The organism is Thalassococcus lentus (assembly GCF_028023555.1).
In the GTDB taxonomy this organism is placed as follows: Bacteria; Pseudomonadota; Alphaproteobacteria; order Rhodobacterales; family Rhodobacteraceae; genus Thalassococcus_A; species Thalassococcus_A lentus.
On sequence record NZ_JAQIOY010000009.1, the window covers coordinates 43760 to 59268 of the forward strand.

Annotated in this window: 16 protein-coding genes; 11 read left to right on the top strand and 5 right to left on the bottom strand. The window is 58.8% G+C overall.

All coding sequences use genetic code 11. From position 1 onward, the window contains the following. The first annotated feature begins 44 nt into the window (after nt 1-44). The 6 genes from PFY00_RS16895 (at nt 45) to PFY00_RS16920 (ending at nt 6206) form a co-directional block, all read left to right on the top strand. Nucleotides 45-1946: an OmpA family protein gene (locus tag PFY00_RS16895; protein ID WP_271433770.1), complete on the top strand. Its 1902-nt coding sequence runs from the start codon at nt 45-47 to the stop codon at nt 1944-1946. Further along, nucleotides 1939-2265, top strand: coding sequence for a hypothetical protein (locus tag PFY00_RS16900; protein ID WP_271433771.1), 327 nt, complete (start codon nt 1939-1941; stop codon nt 2263-2265). Before PFY00_RS16895 ends, PFY00_RS16900 begins: the two co-directional genes overlap by 8 nt. An 80-nt stretch (nt 2266-2345) precedes the next feature. Continuing rightward, complete coding sequence (locus PFY00_RS16905; RefSeq protein WP_271433772.1) at nt 2346-3005, top strand: histidine phosphatase family protein; 660 nt, start codon at nt 2346-2348, stop codon at nt 3003-3005. A 52-nt stretch (nt 3006-3057) separates the two neighbouring features. Beyond that, a complete protein-coding gene (locus PFY00_RS16910; protein ID WP_408648477.1) occupies nt 3058-4134 on the top strand; it encodes a saccharopine dehydrogenase in 1077 nt (358 codons plus the stop codon). Further along, nucleotides 4134-5264, top strand: a complete 1131-nt coding sequence (locus tag PFY00_RS16915) for a saccharopine dehydrogenase family protein (protein WP_271433774.1) — start codon at nt 4134-4136, stop codon at nt 5262-5264. The genes PFY00_RS16910 and PFY00_RS16915 overlap by 1 nt, the downstream gene beginning before the upstream one ends. Nucleotides 5265-5321: 57 nt before the next feature. Beyond that, entirely contained in the window at nt 5322-6206 is an 885-nt protein-coding gene (locus tag PFY00_RS16920; protein ID WP_271433775.1) for a DUF817 domain-containing protein, read from the top strand. Here the strand turns inward: PFY00_RS16920 and PFY00_RS16925 are convergent. Together PFY00_RS16925 and PFY00_RS16930 are read right to left on the bottom strand one after the other, a co-directional pair. Next, nucleotides 6164-7420, bottom strand: a complete 1257-nt coding sequence (locus PFY00_RS16925) for an MFS transporter (protein WP_271433776.1) — start codon at nt 7418-7420, stop codon at nt 6164-6166. The genes PFY00_RS16920 and PFY00_RS16925 overlap by 43 nt on opposite strands. 89 nt (nt 7421-7509) lie before the next feature. Then, on the bottom strand, nt 7510-8133 hold the full coding sequence (locus tag PFY00_RS16930; RefSeq protein ID WP_271433777.1) for an ImuA family protein: 624 nt from the start codon (nt 8131-8133) through the stop codon (nt 7510-7512). 116 nt (nt 8134-8249) lie between these two features. On the opposite strand from PFY00_RS16930, the gene PFY00_RS16935 reads away from it, so the two are divergent. Continuing rightward, complete coding sequence (locus PFY00_RS16935; protein WP_271433778.1) at nt 8250-9299, top strand: aldo/keto reductase; 1050 nt, start codon at nt 8250-8252, stop codon at nt 9297-9299. Nucleotides 9300-9322: 23 nt separating this feature from the next. On the opposite strand, the gene PFY00_RS16940 is transcribed toward PFY00_RS16935, so the two are convergent. From PFY00_RS16940 to PFY00_RS16950, 3 genes are read right to left on the bottom strand one after another with little or no spacing between them, the layout of a single operon-like run. After that, on the bottom strand, nt 9323-10444 hold the full coding sequence (locus PFY00_RS16940; RefSeq protein WP_271433779.1) for a CaiB/BaiF CoA transferase family protein: 1122 nt from the start codon (nt 10442-10444) through the stop codon (nt 9323-9325). Beyond that, entirely contained in the window at nt 10441-11118 is a 678-nt protein-coding gene (locus PFY00_RS16945; RefSeq protein WP_271433780.1) for a DsbA family protein, read from the bottom strand. Before PFY00_RS16945 ends, PFY00_RS16940 begins: the two co-directional genes overlap by 4 nt. Before the next feature lie 30 nt (nt 11119-11148). Then, nucleotides 11149-11667, bottom strand: a complete 519-nt coding sequence (locus PFY00_RS16950) for a DUF721 domain-containing protein (protein WP_271433781.1) — start codon at nt 11665-11667, stop codon at nt 11149-11151. A gap of 89 nt (nt 11668-11756) precedes the next feature. On the opposite strand from PFY00_RS16950, the gene mutY reads away from it, so the two are divergent. The 4 genes from mutY to PFY00_RS16970 all read left to right on the top strand — a co-directional run bounded on the left by mutY (nt 11757) and on the right by PFY00_RS16970 (nt 15494). Beyond that, complete coding sequence (gene mutY / locus PFY00_RS16955) at nt 11757-12818, top strand: A/G-specific adenine glycosylase (RefSeq protein WP_271433782.1); 1062 nt, start codon at nt 11757-11759, stop codon at nt 12816-12818. A gap of 53 nt (nt 12819-12871) precedes the next feature. Next, nucleotides 12872-14020, top strand: coding sequence for an alkane 1-monooxygenase (locus PFY00_RS16960; protein ID WP_271433783.1), 1149 nt, complete (start codon nt 12872-12874; stop codon nt 14018-14020). Between the two features lie 181 nt (nt 14021-14201). Beyond that, entirely contained in the window at nt 14202-15122 is a 921-nt protein-coding gene (locus PFY00_RS16965; RefSeq protein ID WP_271433784.1) for a manganese-dependent inorganic pyrophosphatase, read from the top strand. 102 nt (nt 15123-15224) lie between these two features. Then, nucleotides 15225-15494 (top strand): DUF1294 domain-containing protein, encoded by a 270-nt coding sequence (locus tag PFY00_RS16970; protein WP_271433785.1) that lies wholly within the window; start codon nt 15225-15227, stop codon nt 15492-15494. The last annotated feature ends 15 nt before the right edge of the window (nt 15495-15509 follow it).

Here is a 15509-nt window from a genome sequence, read left to right on the forward strand (position 1 = left end):
CCCGACTATGTCGGCAGGCATCATAACCATGAGAGAGCCGCTGTATGCGCCTATCTGCACTTTTTATTGTAGCCGGAGCCTTTGTTTGCGGAGGGCTCATCAGCCTGGTTACCGCGTATTTTTCCGTGCAGATGATCGAGTCGGCCTCTGAGTCCGAGGTGCTAAACGAGCTGGACCGGGAAGGTCTGACATGGGCCGAGGTCGATACCAATGGTCTTCAGGTGTTTCTGATCGGGACCGCGCCAGACGAAGCACGTCGGTTTCAGGCACTCAGCACAGCTGGTCGTGTTGTCGATGCAGCCCGTGTGATCGATCAAATGCTTATCGAAGAAAGCGAAGGGCTTGCTCCACCTCGGTTTTCTTTGGAAATCCTGCGCAACGAGAGCCGGATTTCCGTGATCGGCCTGATCCCAAGCTCTTCTGATCGCGAAGCTCTGGTTGAACGTTTCAATGATCTCGCAGGAGACGGCGAAGTATCCGACCTGCTCGAGGCAGCGGACTTCCCTGCGCCCGAAGGGTGGGAACGCGCGCTCAGCTATGCGTCGTCCGCCTTGAGCGATTTGCCCCGTTCCAAAATTTCGGTTGAGGCCGGCAGGGTCGCAATCAAGGCTATGACTGACAGCCCGGAAGCAAAACAGCGGCTCGAAACATCTCTGGCGCGCCGTGCGCCCGACAATCTTGTGTTGGCGGTTGAAGTGTCCGCCCCGCGTCCGGTCATCACGCCCTATACTCTTCGGTTCGTGATTGATGAAAGCGGCGCGCGCTTTGACAGCTGTAGCGCTGACACCGAACAGACCCGCGACCGTATTCTGCGTGCCGCGTCACAGGCAGGCCTCGAAGGCAAGGCAACCTGTATGCTGGGTCTGGGCGTGCCATCGCGCAGATGGGCGGATGCGGCCGAACTGTCGATTTCCAAGCTGGCCGAACTTGGCGGCGGTGATTTGACCTTCAACAACGCGGACATTCAGCTGGTCGCGCTTGAGGGCACGTCACCAGCGATCTTTGACCGGGTCATTGGCGAGCTGGAAGCAGGGCTTCCCGAGGTTTTCGCGCTGAACGCCGTTTTGCCCAAGCCGCCCGAAGTCAGCGAAGATGGCCCTGCGGAATTCACGGCCACCCGTTCACCCGAAGGCGCCGTGCAAATCCGCGGCAAACTGGGCAGCGAAGTGTCGCGCCAGACCGCTGACAGTTTTGCCCGTGCCGCATTTGGCTCTGGCAATGTCTACACTGCTGCGCGTGTTGATGAAGACCTGCCAAGCGACTGGTCTGTCCGGGCGCTGGCGGGGCTGGAGGCCTTGTCGATGCTGGGCAACGGCGCGGTGACCGTAACCGCAGAAACGATCACCATTTCGGGAAAATCCGGACGGCAGGAGGCACCTGCCGAGATCGCAGCCTTGCTCAGTGAAAAACTGGGAGACGAGGCAACCTTCGATATCAACGTTGCCTATGAGAAGAAGCTTGATGAAACGCTGGGCCTGCCAACGCCGGAAGAATGCGAAGCGCAGATCACCGAAGTCATCGGGGACCGCAAGATCACCTTTGAACCCGGTTCCGCAACGCTGGACGCATCGGCCAAGGATATTCTGGACGAACTGGCCGAGCTTCTCAAGAAGTGCGGCGACATCCCTCTTCAGATCGCCGGGCACACTGACAGTCAGGGCCGCGAAAGCATGAACCAGCAGCTCAGCCAGCAGCGCGCCCAGTCGGTCTTGGACGCACTGCGCGGCCGGCTCGTTCCGGTAAAGGCATACACAGCCGTCGGTTTCGGCGAGGCAGAGCCAATTGCAGACAACGACAGCGAAGAAGGTCGTGAGGCCAACCGCCGGATCGAATTCAAGCTTCTGAAACCCGATCCGATCGAAGAAGTCACAACAACCCTCGAACAGGTTGAACAACAAACCGGCGCCGATGAAGACGCCGCGGCAGAAGGGACAGGCAATGAATAGAACGGAATTCATCTTTGCCACGGCAATCATCTTGTTTGTGGCGTTCTGCCTGGGCTGGTTCGCGCATTGGTTGGTTCATCGTTTTCGGCGCATCAGTCAGGCTGATGTCGATCAGCTCGAACGTATGAGTCAGGAACTGCACGAAGCCGAGGAAACTCGCGATCAGGCGATCACCTATCTGCAGCAACGCGAAGCCGAACTGACAAACCAGCTTGCCCAGACCGAAGCGGAACTCTCTGCCGCGATGGAAGGCCTGCGCGAAGCCCGTCAGGAAGCCGAAGAAATGCGCAGCTACGTTGAGCGTATGAACGCAGGCTGACAGCAATCGGGGCGTTTTCCGAAGCGCCTCGTTTTCATCCTCGTTTGTCCCGTATATGAGCGTGGGCAGGAGGATCGCGTATGTCATTCGTCACTTTCGTCAGGCATGGTCAGGCCAATTCATCTGCCCGTGATGAAGACAGCTATGACCGGCTAAGCGATTTGGGCTGGCAACAGGCCCGTTGGCTCGGGGGCTGGCTTGATCATAGCGGCGAAGTCTTTGCGCGCGTTTACTCCGGCACGCTGCGGCGACATGTGGAAACAGCCGAAGGCATAAACGCCAAATGCGCCGCAGACCCGGTTCGCGATGCCCGACTGAACGAATTGGAATACTTCACATTGGCCAGCCTGATGCATCAGCAGCATGGCATCGCAGTTCCGACAGACCGCGAAGGTTTTGTGGAACATCTGCCGACGCTGTTCGGGTATTGGAAGGACGGACGGATCGAAGGAACACCCGAGACATTCGACGCCTTTGAGGCGCGGACGCGGGCGGTTGTTGAAGAGATCGCCGCCGGTCAGGGACGCGCGCTCGTGGTGACTTCGGGCGGTTTCATCGGAATGGCCATGCGCATTGTGATGGGGCTGGATATTCGCGCCATGGCGCATGCGTGCCTTGCCATCGAGAACACCTCGATGCACCGCATTCAGCCGCTCAGCACCGGCCTTGCCCTGACGCAATTCAACGCGCTGCCCCATCTGGACACCCCCGAAAGGCAGCACGCAAGAAGCCATCTTTAACTGCCGGCAAACCCGCGCTAGCCTCGCGCGAGATGAGGGAGCCACAATGACGATGCCGACGACACATCTTTGGGTGCGCGCAGAGTGCCGCGACAACGAACAACGGGTCGGCGTGACACCGCAGGGTGTCGCGCAGTTGATCGATGCTGGCCTGCAGGTGACAGTCGAAGAAAGCCCGTCGCGCATCATTGGCATTGACGGGTTCAAAGCGGCGGGCGCTGAGATCGCAGCCGAAGGTTCATGGCGTGATGCGCCTTTGGACGCGATAGTCTTTGGCCTTAAGGAACTGCCCGACGACGGATCGCCCCTCAGACATCGGCACATAATGTTTGGCCACGCCTACAAAGGCCAATCGGCGGGCCAAAAGTTGTTGGCGCGTTTTCGTGAGGGCGGCGGAACGCTCTATGACCTGGAATATCTCGTTGATGAAAGCGGGCGCCGCGTCGCCGCTTTTGGGTATTGGGCAGGTTATGCGGGGGCTGCGGTTTCGCTGTTTGGTTGGGCTGCGCAGACGCAAGGCCAAACCTGTCCGGCAATGAGCACCTGGCCCGACGCCAAGGCCATGTGCACCCAGTTATCGAACGAGATGCAAAAAACCGGACAGGCCGCACCCACGGCTCTGGTTATCGGGGCTCTGGGCCGCGTTGGTACAGGCGCAGCCGATTTGTGCCGCCAGATGGGTGTTTCTGTGACGGGTTGGGACATGCAGGAAACGGCGCATGGTGGCCCCTTTCCTGAAATCCTGCAGCACGAACTGTTTTTTAACTGCATTCTGGCCCAGCCGGGATGCCCCGTGTTTGTCCCCAAAGGATCAGAATCAGCGCACCGAAACCTCCGAGTGATCGGCGACATCGCCTGTGATCCGGACAGTGCCTACAACCCTGTTCCGGTTTATGACCGTGCGACCACATGGGCCGAACCGGTCATTCGGGTCCATGAGCAGCCACCCTTGGATGTGATGGCAATCGACAACCTGCCGTCATTGTTGCCGCTTGAAAGCTCAGAAGATTTCGCGGGGCAACTGTTGCCCCATCTAAAGACACTGGGTTCTCTTCAATCCGGCGTTTGGGGCCGTGCGCACCAGATATTCGAAACCCATGTCTCTCAATTGAATGCAGGAGCGAACTGATGGCTATTCACTGGTGCGGAACAGGTTTGTCTTCGATCCCCGGCCTGCGCAGGCTAATCGAGGCGGGGCACCCCGTTGTGGTCTGGAACCGGACCGAAGCAAAAGCCCGCGAGGCCGTTGGCGATCTGACCTCAGACATTCGAACCTTTGACATGGACACGCTGCGCGAGGCGACAAAGCCCGGCGATGTCGTGGTATCAATGCTACCCGGCGACTGGCATGTTCCACTGGCCGAAATGGCCATCGAAAACGGCGCAGACTTCGTTTCCTCCAGCTATATCGCCCCTGAGATGAGGGCGCTGGACACCGCAGCCAAAAATGCCGATGTCCGCTTGGTGAACGAAGTGGGCCTCGATCCCGGCATCGACCATCTGATGGCGCATCATCTGGTGGCCGCTTATCGCGACGACGGCTCTTACGACGCTGGCAATGCAATCAGCTTTACGTCGTATTGCGGCGGCGTTCCCAAGATCCCCAATGCCTTCCGCTATAAATTCAGCTGGGCACCTGTCGGTGTCCTCAAGGCGCTGCGCTCACCTTCTCGTTCGATCCGTCATTTTTCAGAACTGAACGTCAACCGGCCATGGGATGCGCTGGGGCGCTATGATGCACCGCTTGACCCGCCAGAGACCTTCGAAGTCTATCCGAACCGGGACAGCCTGCCTTTCATGGAGGAATACGGGTTTGATCCGGCTTGGCCAGTCAAGGACTTCGTCCGAGGCACCCTGCGCTTGAACGGTTGGGCCGATGCATGGGCCGACATTTTTGCCGAAGCGGGCAGCGCCAGCGACGAAAGACTTCAGGAAATCGCAGACCAGCTTTTGCTGGAAAACGCCTATGACGAAGGCGAGCCGGATCGCGTTGTGCTGTGTGTGTCATTCAAGGCAGAGCGAGATGGCGTGCCCGTCTGGCATCAAAGCTATGTGATGGATGCCTGGGGTGATGAACGGGGCACGGCCATGGCGCGGCTTGTTTCGATCCCTGTTTCGCTGGCCATTGAATCCGTGATGAACCGGGCTGTCCCCGCCGGGGTGACGGCGGCACCGTCTGACCCAAAACTGATCCAGAACTGGATGAGCGAGATCCAGACTTTGGCGCAGCGCCTTATGATCGTGGACCATCTGAAATAGGCATAAACCCGGATTTCCTGACTGGATTACCTGTCAGGGAGCCTGACATATGATGCCATGAAACAGACGACGACCACCCAGAGCATCGAGCGCCGTTTGGGCGACGCGATGCGCGCGCGGCTTCCGCTTTGGGCCGCTGAACTTGTGATGTTCACACTCAAACAGGGGTGGGCCTGCCTGTTCGGCTTCTTGATGCTGATCGGCCTGATCGTGTCCGATCAGATCTGGCAGGACAAATGGCCGCTTGCCCGATACGACGGATTGGTGATCTGGGCGGTGGGACTACAGGCCGCATTTTTGTTTTTTCGCCTCGAAACCCTGCAGGAAGCCAAAGTCATCCTGCTTTTCCATCTGACCGGTACCGCAATGGAGCTCTTCAAGGTCAATGCAGGAAGTTGGGCCTATCCTGAACCTGCCTTGTTAAAGCTGTGGGGTGTGCCGCTGTTTTCAGGTTTCATGTACGCTGCCGTCGGAAGTTACATGGCGCGGGTGATCCGCATTTTCGACATGCGTTTTGCCCCCTACCCGCCATTCTGGGCCACCGTGGTTTTGGCTGTTGCGATCTACATCAATTTCTTTGCGCATCATTTCATCTGGGATTCCAGATACATCCTCATGGCCGCCACGCTGGTCTTGTTCCTCCGAACGCGGGTTTGGTTTCACATTGGTGAACGCCGCTATTGGATGCCATTGCCGCTGGCCGCGTTCCTGACATCCATCTTTTTGTGGATCGCCGAAAATGTCGGCACCAACACCGGAACATGGCTTTATGCAGGCCAATCCGAATTCGATATGGTCAGCTTTGCCAAAATGGGATCGTGGTATCTGTTGCTCTATGTCAGCTTTGTTACTGTTACGCTGGTCTTGCGCGACGCGCTTTCATCCGCAGCGCTGGCCCCTCAGTCTGATGGTGGCTTGCGCGGGGTGCGTGGATCACCGTGATCGCGGAAGCGGCCCATCAACCGGCCAATGGTAAAGGACGTACGGGGCGCCCAGACGTAGGGTGTGCGTTCTGCCGCGCTGTCTCTGGTCTGCATACGCACCACGCCAAATACGACCAAGATCACATGCCCGACAGCGATCATCGCAAACAGAGCAGGCGGGCCGTAGAGGTTGATCAGAACCGAAGCAACCCAAGGCGCCGCGATGGCGCCAGTCGCGTACCAGAACATCAAGGCCGCTGACAGGGCCACACGTTCCGAACTGTCAGCAAAATCGTGGGCATGCGCAGCCGCGACCGAATAAATCGGGAATGTCGTCAGACCAAAGACCGCAGCAGTCAGCATAATGCCTGCCGTTTCGGTTTGCGCTGCGGTTGCCGTGTATACGGAACTCACAATGGCGGCGATCGACAGCCAGATCAAAACCCAGCGCCGGTCGTATTTGTCAGCCAGCCAGCCGACCGGAATTTGCGACAAGGCACCGCCAGCAACAAAGGCAGACAGGAACAGGGCAATCTGTCCTGCCTGCAATCCGACACCTGCACCATAGACTGGCCCGACCATTCTGAAACTGGCCGAAGACAGCGCCGCAACCAGCACGCCCGCCACCGCCAGAGGGGATCGTGCCCAAGCCAGCGCTGGCTGCAAACGCGGGGCAGCCGGCGTTTCGGGCTGGCGTGCCTGCGTCAGGGTGATTGGCAACAGTGCGGCTGCGCACAAAAGCGCCAAGAGCGTGTAAGACGCATAATGCGCAGGCTCCAGTACCGAGATCATAAGCTGCGCCACAAGCGATGCGCCCATGTCTGCGACACGGTACGCCCCCATGGCGCGGCCTCTGGTTTCATTTGTGACCTTTGCCTGCAACCATGCTTCGACCACCGTGTAGCATCCGGCAATACACAGGCCCTGCGCCACCCGAAGCGCAGCCCAAGCATAGGGGTTCTCAATCAGAATATGCCCCAGAATACCGATTGTTCCCAACGAGGTGAACGCAGCAAACGCCCTTGAATGGCCAACCGATCCCATCAGGCGCGGCGCCCACCAGCAACCCGCAAAAAACCCAAGGAAATGCGCCGAACCCAGCAGGCCGATTTGGGCTGTCGTGAAATTCAGGACAAAGCCCGACAGCGCATCCAGCGGTCCAACCCCACCCGAAGAAAGCTGAAGCAAAATCACCGATAGGAAAAGGGCCGCAAAAGATAGCATCATACGCATGAAGCGGTTTAAGCACGCACGCCTTCCGATGTCCCGGTCATAGTCGACGCCGACTGTCGTTTTCGGACGCAATTTGGCTTGTGCCGGGCTTATTCAGCAGCCAGTGCATCTGCCTTCATTGGGTGCAGGTCATTTTCCTCAAGCCACCATTCGCATGGAGGCGCCATCCGCGCCCGCAATCGTGTCAGATGCCAACGATCGCGCCCCGGCTGGTGGGCAGGCTCTAGGGACCAGCGTGTTTCCACACCCGGCGCGCCGCCCTGCCCCGGTGTCAACAGCAAGGCCAGCGGTGCACGCCCGCTAAGGGTGCCCCCCGTTTCAGCCGCAAGATGCAACCGGCGTACCGGGGTCAGTGGCGGCGGTTCGGGCAGATCGGCCACGACAACCGAAACTGCCCCACTCCGCAGGGCTTCTTCTGTTGCCCAAAGCAGATCTTCGGCGCGTTTGGGACTGACAAAGATGACATCTTGCGGCGCCAGCAGGCCAATCATACCCGGCCCATGCAAGGGATCACTGCACCAGTCAGGCGCAATCCACAGCACCGGACCGCCCCCTTGCGCAACCTGAGCAGCCACTTGCAACGCCAGTGTACGCCGGGCGCGGCCACACAGTTCATGGGCGCGCCCATAGGCCAGCTGCGCCTGTTTCCACAGGGTCACACAAGGGCCGACCTGATGGCTGCGGCGGCCAAGAAGAGGGTGATGTACAGGCATGTGTCAAGAATACATGTTCTTATTTTGTTCTCAAGCCATGTTTTGCCCAACGCCTCTTGGCATCACGCACCGCGACGCTATTGTCGCCCCAAGATACGCAAGCAAAGGGCAGACACATGAGACAACGCAAACTGGGCACCACCGGGTTGATGGTATCGGAACTCTGCCTCGGAACCATGACCTACGGGACCCAAACCTCTGAAGCGGACGCACATACCCAGATGGATATGGCTCTGGATGGCGGCATCAATTTTATCGACACTGCCGAAATGTATCCGGTAAACCCGATTTCAGCTGAAACCGTTGGCGACAGCGAACGGGTTCTGGGGAACTGGTTTGCCAAGACCGGTCGCAGAAACGACTGGATTCTGGCGACCAAGCACTCTGGTGAAGGTATGCAGCACGTCCGCGACGGTGCACCAATCAGCGCCGCAACCATTCCCGGCACGATCGAACAGTCCCTAAAAAGACTGCAAACCGACACCATCGATCTCTACCAGTTCCACTGGCCCAATCGCGGCAGTTACATGTTCCGCAAGAACTGGAGTTACGATCCAAGCGGATCGGGCTTTGACAGGGCCGCGGTGATCGAAAACATCGAGGAATGTCTCGACGCGCTTCAAACCGAAGTCAAAAGAGGCACCATTCGGCATTTCGGACTATCCAACGAAAGCGCATGGGGCACCGCTCAGTGGCTGGCCGCCGCCGAACGTACGGGCGGGCCGCGCGTTCAAAGCATCCAGAACGAATATTCGCTGATGTGCCGGCTGGCAGACACCGATCTGGCAGAACTCATGATCCACGAAGAGGTTGGACTCTTGCCGTTTTCCCCGCTGGCTGCCGGTTTGTTGACTGGTAAATATCAAGGCGGCGCTGTCCCAAGCGGATCACGACAGGATGTCAGTCCCGGGCTGGGTGGACGTATGAGCGACCGCGCCCTGCCCGCCGTCGCCGCCTACCTGAAGGTTGCCAGTGATTTTGATATGGATCCGGTCCACATGGCTCTGGCCTGGTCAGCGCGACGTCCGTTCGTGGCGTCTTCGATCTTCGGCGCGACCACCACCGAACAGCTGGCCCATATTCTGGACGGTGCGGATGTGGAACTGAGCCCCGAGTTGATGGAAGCGCTGGACGCGGTGCACAAAGCGCACCCAATGCCCTACTAACTATGCACGGGCCCCATCGCGGATCAGCCTTCGCCCAGCTTGGGCGCGGGCCTGTCCAGAACCAGTTCAGCATCTGAGAACCGGAACGGTGCGCGCACGCCCGGCACCCCTTGGGGCGCAATCTGCAAGCCGCGCGCAACCACCTGCGGATCGGCAAACACATCGGCCATATCGTTGATCGGCCCGGCCGGAACGCCCGCACCTTCGCAGGCCGCCAGCAAATCAGCCTTGGTCCGCAGGCGCGTGGCCTGCATCAGCCGGTCGATCATCTCTTCGCGGTTCTGAACCCGGTCAGAATTGGTCAGAAAGGCTGCGTCCTGCGCCATATCATCCAGTCCCAGAAGGGCACAAAGCCGCTGGTACTGAGCATCATTGCCAGTTGCGATAATGATATGCCCATCGCTGCAATCAAAGACCTGATAAGGCGTCAGATTGGGGTGATAGTTTCCGGTTCGCCCCGGCGGCGTGCCCGTCGAAAGATAGTTCAGCGTCTGGTTGGCCATGGCCGAAACCGCACAATCCAGCAGGCTCATGTCAATGTGCTGTCCGCGTCCTGTGCGGCCCCTTTGGTGCAAAGCCGCAAGAATGCCGCTGACGGAATAAAGCCCCGTGAACAGATCGGTCACCGCAACGCCTGCGCGCTGTGGTTGGCCGTCCGGATCACCGGTGATCGACATGAAGCCGGACATACCTTGGATGATGTAGTCATACCCTGCCCGATGGGCATAGGGGCCGTCCTGCCCGAACCCGGTGATCGAGCAATAGATCAATCCGGGATTGAGCTCGGAAAGCGACGCATAGTCGAGCCCGTATTTGGCAAGGCCGCCGACCTTGAAATTCTCGATCAGAATGTCGGCGTCCGCCACCAACGCGCGCATGCGCGCCTGTCCTTCGGCGGTCGCGATGTTCACGACTTCTGACCGCTTGCCACGGTTGCACGAATGAAAATAGGAGGCGGTCTTATCGTCGTCCCGTTCGATAAAGGGCGGGCCCCATTGCCGAGTGTCATCGCCGCTTTCGGCCTCGATCTTGAGAACATCAGCGCCCAGATCCGCAAGCGTTTGACCGGCCCAGGGGCCGGCCAGAATGCGTGCCAATTCTATGACTTTCAGCCCCTCAAGTGGCCCGCGCGGCGCCGCGGTCATCCGCCCAATTGCTCATCCAGAATGGCAGAGAAATCAGAGAAATTCATGTTCGAATACTTCTGACCATTGATTACGAACGATGGGGTCGAGTTGATATCGTCGCGTTCTGCGTTTTGCTGGTACCAGCCAACAAGCTGCTCCAGTTTGGCACCGTCAGCCAGGCAGGCATCCATCTGCTCCGTGCTCATGCCGGCCAGACGGCCGATCTTGCGCAGCTCATCCGCGATTGCGGCATCCGAGCCAGCGCGGGCCCATTCGTTCTGGCCTTTGTAGATCAAATCAACAATGCCAAAGAACTTCTCAGGGCCTGCGCAGCGTGCAATCAACGATCCCCACATGCCGTATTTGTCAAAGTAGACTTCACGGTAGACGAATTTGATTTTGCCGGTGTCGATGTAATCACTGCGCAACTGTTTGTAGGCTGTGCTGTGAAAGCTCGCACAGTGTGGGCAGGTGAAAGAGGCGTATTCGATCACTTCAACGGTCGCGTCCGGGTTCCCCTGAACCATTTCGACAACGCCGGCAAAGTCGGAAGCGGCGTCATCGGCAGGCGCTGCATCTTCGGATTGCGCAACAGGTTCAGGTTCGGGTGCTGCATTCTGCTGGGTCATGTACCAGTAGCCGCCGCCGGCCAGAACGAGCGCCAGAACGCCCGCGGGAACAATCGCTTTCATGGATACTTCCTTTTGTTTCGTGCCTGCGCGTCAGCGCCTGTTTTGTTCTTTGGATATGACGTTTGCACCAAGACGTTCAAGCGCCGTGCGCAAACCTTCGTCTGAAACGCGCCGCGCGGTCACTTTGGCCTGCTGCCGGACTTCGGGCGCGGGCTCGCGCGGCCCGGCTTTCGGTTTGCGGTGCTGGAAGTCGACCCGGCCCTCGGAAAAACCGGTGGCCGCGGTCTGGGTGATCCGCAAGCGCGCAATCGCGTTGTAGCCGTAAATGCCGTTGATCCGTTCCCGCAACACGTCCTTGCGCATTTCCAGAAGCGGCGCATTCGCGCCTGTGGTCAGCACTGTCAGGGTAGCGCCCATGCCGCCGCGTCCATAGCTGACCTCGACCGGGCGCGAAATCGCAGCAATCTCGGGACCGGCGATCTCATCCCAATGAGTCAGCACCCGCGATTGAGAAAACCCTCGGCTTTCCGACGCATTGCGAATTTGGCCCTGCACCAGTTTCGCGGTGCGGGCAAATCCGTAAGTCGACGTCTTGCGGTGCTTGGTCATCACTTGAATCTCTCTCGATCGGTCTATTCTAGTGGCAGCGACGCGCCGCGTCAGCCCGGATTCGCACGCATCACGCCCAGATCAAGGAAATGTCAGACGTGACCCAGCCAAAAGCTGCCGACTTGCTGGAATGGTATGACCGACATGCCCGCACATTGCCGTGGCGGGTCGCACCGTCTGATCGGCAAAAAGGCGTCTGGCCTGACCCTTATCGTGTCTGGATGTCGGAAATCATGTTGCAGCAAACTACGGTTGCCGCCGTCAAAAGCTACTTTGAGGCATTCACCCGGCGCTGGCCAAGCGTCGGTGATCTGGCAGCCGCCAAGGACGAGGACGTCATGGCAGCATGGGCCGGGTTGGGTTACTACGCCCGCGCCCGCAACCTGCTCAAATGCGCGCGTGCGGTTACTGAAGACTACGGCGGCCATTTTCCGGACGACCATGCAAGCCTGCTCACCCTGCCCGGTGTCGGGCGCTACACAGCCGCCGCGGTGTCAGCCATTGCCTTTGACCATCCCGAAGTCGTCGTCGACGGCAATGTTGAACGCGTGATGGCCCGCTTGTTTGACGAACATCAACCGCTGCCCAAAAGCAAACCTGTCCTGACAGAATACGCCGCATCCCTGACCCCCGATGAAAGACCGGGCTGCTATGCGCAGGCGGTGATGGATCTCGGGGCAACCATCTGCACCCCAAAGAACCCCGCTTGTGGGCTATGCCCGTGGCGGCCTGCTTGCCGTGCCTTTGCGAACGGAACCACTACAGACCTGCCCCGCAAAGAACCCAAGAAACGCAAACCAACCCGTGTCGGCACGGCCTATTTGGCCCGCCGCGTTGATGGCGCATGGCTCTTGGAACGCAGGCCAGACAAAGGACTTCTTGGCGGCATGTTGGGATGGCCCGGAACCGAGTGGACCGAGACGCCGCCAACTGAAGCGGAGCCAATATCGGCAGAGTGGAAAACGGTTCAAGCCGAAGCGCGCCATACCTTCACGCATTTCCATCTGCGCCTGACTGTCAAAACCGCACTTGTCCCCATGGACCGCGCACCGGAACGCGGAGATTTCATCGCGCTGCCCGATTTTCGCCCCTCGGACCTGCCAACAGTGATGAGAAAGGCGTTTGACCTTGCGCAAAGTGGCAGCTCCTGACTTGGGATAGACGCTTTGCTAGGGTATAAACCGCAAAAAGCCGGAGCAGTCAGATGGCCAACGCAAACATCATCTCAGCCGAAAAGCTCGCGCCTTTGAAACAGGCGCTGCCGTTCTGGATGTCCCTTGTCCTGATCCCGCTGGTCTGGATCGGTGCCGTGCAAGGTGGGCTGTGGGTGCTGCTGCCGATCTTGGCAACATGGTACCTGTTTTCGGCGCTCGACGCCGCGTTGGGCCTGAATCTGGACAATGCGGACCTGGAAACCTCTGAAGATGATTTGTTTTGGTACAAGGCGATCACCATCGCATGGGTTCCGCTTCAGTTTGTCTCGCTCTTTGGGCTAATCTGGTATGTGGCGCAGGCCGGACATCTGAACGGCTGGGAGAAGTTCGGCGTCTTCTTTGGAACCGGCGTCATGACCGGGACCATCGGCATCAACTACAGCCACGAATTGATGCACCAGAAAAACAAGCTGGAACGCAGCTTGGGTGATCTGCTGCTGGCCATGGTGCTCTATTCACATTTCCGATCAGAACATCTTTTGGTGCACCATCGCTATGTGGGCACACCGCGCGATCCGGTATCTGCGCGTTACAACGAAGGATTTCACCGGTTCTACCCCCGTGTCCTGCGCGAAAGCCTGACATCCAGCTTTGAGGCTGAAAAAGCGATGCTGCAGCGCAAGGGCCTGCCATGGTGGGACAGCTCAAATCCGTTCTGGACCTATTGGTTTCTGCAGGGTGTCCTGCTCTTGCTGGCGTTTGCCATCGCGGGTTGGTCCGGGCTGGTTTTTTTCGCCATTCAGGCCGGCGTCGCAATCTGGCAGCTCGAGCTGGTGAACTACGTCGAGCACTATGGCCTGTCACGCAAACATCTAGGCGACGGCAAATACGAACACGTCATGCCCCGCCATTCGTGGAATGCAGCGCACAAGGCGTCCAACTGGTTGCTGATCAATCTGCAGCGCCATTCTGACCACCATTACAAACCGGACCGGCGCTTTCCGCTGTTGCAAAACTACACCGAAGCAGATGCGCCGCAATTGCCCTATGGCTATCCGGTGATGACCATGGCCGCGATGGTGCCCCCGCTCTGGCGGCGCATCATGAACCCGCGTGTGCGTAAATGGCGGGATATGTATTACCCGGAAATCACTGACTGGACCGATTACAACAAGGCCCAGACACCAATGCCGCGCTAAAGCGGCCAAACAAGGCACGGCCGCGCTGCCGTCGCTTGCGTATTTTCAAAAAGAAGAAGCAAGGCGGCTTTCTGCCAGCCCGAGCGCCGCGCGGGCGCATGTCGCAGGCGGCACGGCTTGGCTTTGCGGCGATGCAGCGCTAGAAGGCGCGCAAACCGCCTATTTCAGCACGAGGACAGACATGACCATTCAGGTTTTCGGCCACAAGAGCCCAGACACCGACAGCACCGGCAGCCCGATCATCTGGGCCTGGTATCTTTCCGAAATCAAAGGCGAAGCGGCCAAACCTGTGCTGCTGGGTGAGCCCAACACCGAAGCGGCCTTCATGCTGCAGCATTGGGGGCTGGAAAAGCCTGAGATCATCACGGACGTCGAAGACGACGCACCGGTTGTCATCGTCGACACCAACAACCCCGCGGAACTGCCTGCCAACATCAACGGCGCTGACATCCGTGGCATCATTGATCACCACAAACTGGTCGGCGGTCTGGAAACCAAAGGCCCGATCGATATCCGCATCGAGCCGCTGGCCTGCACGGCCACGATCATGTGGAAGATGATTGGCAAGGATCTGGCGCAGGCTCCAAAGGCCGTGAAGGGTGCAATGCTGACCTGCATTCTGTCCGACACACTGGAATTCCGCAGCCCGACCACCACGCAGGAAGACAAAGCCGTCGCGCACGCGCTGGCCGAAGATCTGGGCGTTGATATCAGCGAATATGCTGCACAGATGTTCGCGGCCAAATCCGACGTCTCGGCCTTCTCGGATGCCGAACTGATCCGCATGGACTCCAAGGAATACGAAGTGGATGGCACCAAGTTCCGCGTTTCGGTTCTGGAAACCACCGCCCCTGAGATGCCGCTGGGCCGAAAGGACAGCCTGATGGCCTCGATGGTTGATGTGGCCAAGGAAGACGGCGTTGATCAGGTGCTTTTGTTTGTCGTGGATATTCTGCGCGAAGAAGCCACACTGCTGGTTCCGAACGATCTGGTGAAATCCGTTGCAGCCAAGAGCTTTGGCGCTGAGGTTTCGGGCGACAGCGTTGTTCTGCCCGGTGTGATGAGCCGCAAAAAGCAGATCATTCCGAACCTCAAGGTCTGATGGGACTGAATGGCTGTTTTAAAAGCAGACAAGAAATCGAAGGGTGGCGCATCGCGCCGCCCTTTTTTGTTGCGCCCTTTAGCTGAGGCTTGGGTTTGAGCCATGGATATGATCTGGCCCATTGCGCTTGCTTGGCTGGGTTTCGCCAGCCTTTGCACCTTTGGGCTGTTCTGGTTCGACAAGCGGCGCGCGCGACACAATGGGTGGCGCATCCCTGAACGCGTCTTGCTGCTCTGGGCCGCCGCTGGTGGCTGGATCGGCGCCAAACTGGCCCAGCAATCCCTGCGACACAAAACCCGCAAACAACCTTTTGGACATTTGCTCAACGCCATTGGCCTCGGCCACCTTTTGATTGTTTGGCCGATGCTCTAGTGTCCGGGCAAAAGC

Bases quoted from the DNA above. Each gene is read 5' to 3' on its own strand.
- PFY00_RS16895 (WP_271433770.1), top strand. From the start codon at position 45: ATGCGCCTATCTGCACTTTTTATTGTAGCCGGAGCCTTTGTTTGCGGA.
- PFY00_RS16900 (WP_271433771.1), top strand. From the start codon at position 1,939: ATGAATAGAACGGAATTCATCTTTGCCACGGCAATCATCTTGTTTGTG.
- PFY00_RS16905 (WP_271433772.1), top strand. From the start codon at position 2,346: ATGTCATTCGTCACTTTCGTCAGGCATGGTCAGGCCAATTCATCTGCC.
- PFY00_RS16910 (WP_408648477.1), top strand. From the start codon at position 3,058: ATGCCGACGACACATCTTTGGGTGCGCGCAGAGTGCCGCGACAACGAA.
- PFY00_RS16915 (WP_271433774.1), top strand. From the start codon at position 4,134: ATGGCTATTCACTGGTGCGGAACAGGTTTGTCTTCGATCCCCGGCCTG.
- PFY00_RS16920 (WP_271433775.1), top strand. From the start codon at position 5,322: ATGAAACAGACGACGACCACCCAGAGCATCGAGCGCCGTTTGGGCGAC.
- PFY00_RS16925 (WP_271433776.1), bottom strand. From the start codon at position 7,420: ATGCGTATGATGCTATCTTTTGCGGCCCTTTTCCTATCGGTGATTTTG.
- PFY00_RS16930 (WP_271433777.1), bottom strand. From the start codon at position 8,133: ATGCCTGTACATCACCCTCTTCTTGGCCGCCGCAGCCATCAGGTCGGC.
- PFY00_RS16935 (WP_271433778.1), top strand. From the start codon at position 8,250: ATGAGACAACGCAAACTGGGCACCACCGGGTTGATGGTATCGGAACTC.
- PFY00_RS16940 (WP_271433779.1), bottom strand. From the start codon at position 10,444: ATGACCGCGGCGCCGCGCGGGCCACTTGAGGGGCTGAAAGTCATAGAA.
- PFY00_RS16945 (WP_271433780.1), bottom strand. From the start codon at position 11,118: ATGAAAGCGATTGTTCCCGCGGGCGTTCTGGCGCTCGTTCTGGCCGGC.
- PFY00_RS16950 (WP_271433781.1), bottom strand. From the start codon at position 11,667: ATGACCAAGCACCGCAAGACGTCGACTTACGGATTTGCCCGCACCGCG.
- mutY (WP_271433782.1), top strand. From the start codon at position 11,757: ATGTCAGACGTGACCCAGCCAAAAGCTGCCGACTTGCTGGAATGGTAT.
- PFY00_RS16960 (WP_271433783.1), top strand. From the start codon at position 12,872: ATGGCCAACGCAAACATCATCTCAGCCGAAAAGCTCGCGCCTTTGAAA.
- PFY00_RS16965 (WP_271433784.1), top strand. From the start codon at position 14,202: ATGACCATTCAGGTTTTCGGCCACAAGAGCCCAGACACCGACAGCACC.
- PFY00_RS16970 (WP_271433785.1), top strand. From the start codon at position 15,225: ATGGATATGATCTGGCCCATTGCGCTTGCTTGGCTGGGTTTCGCCAGC.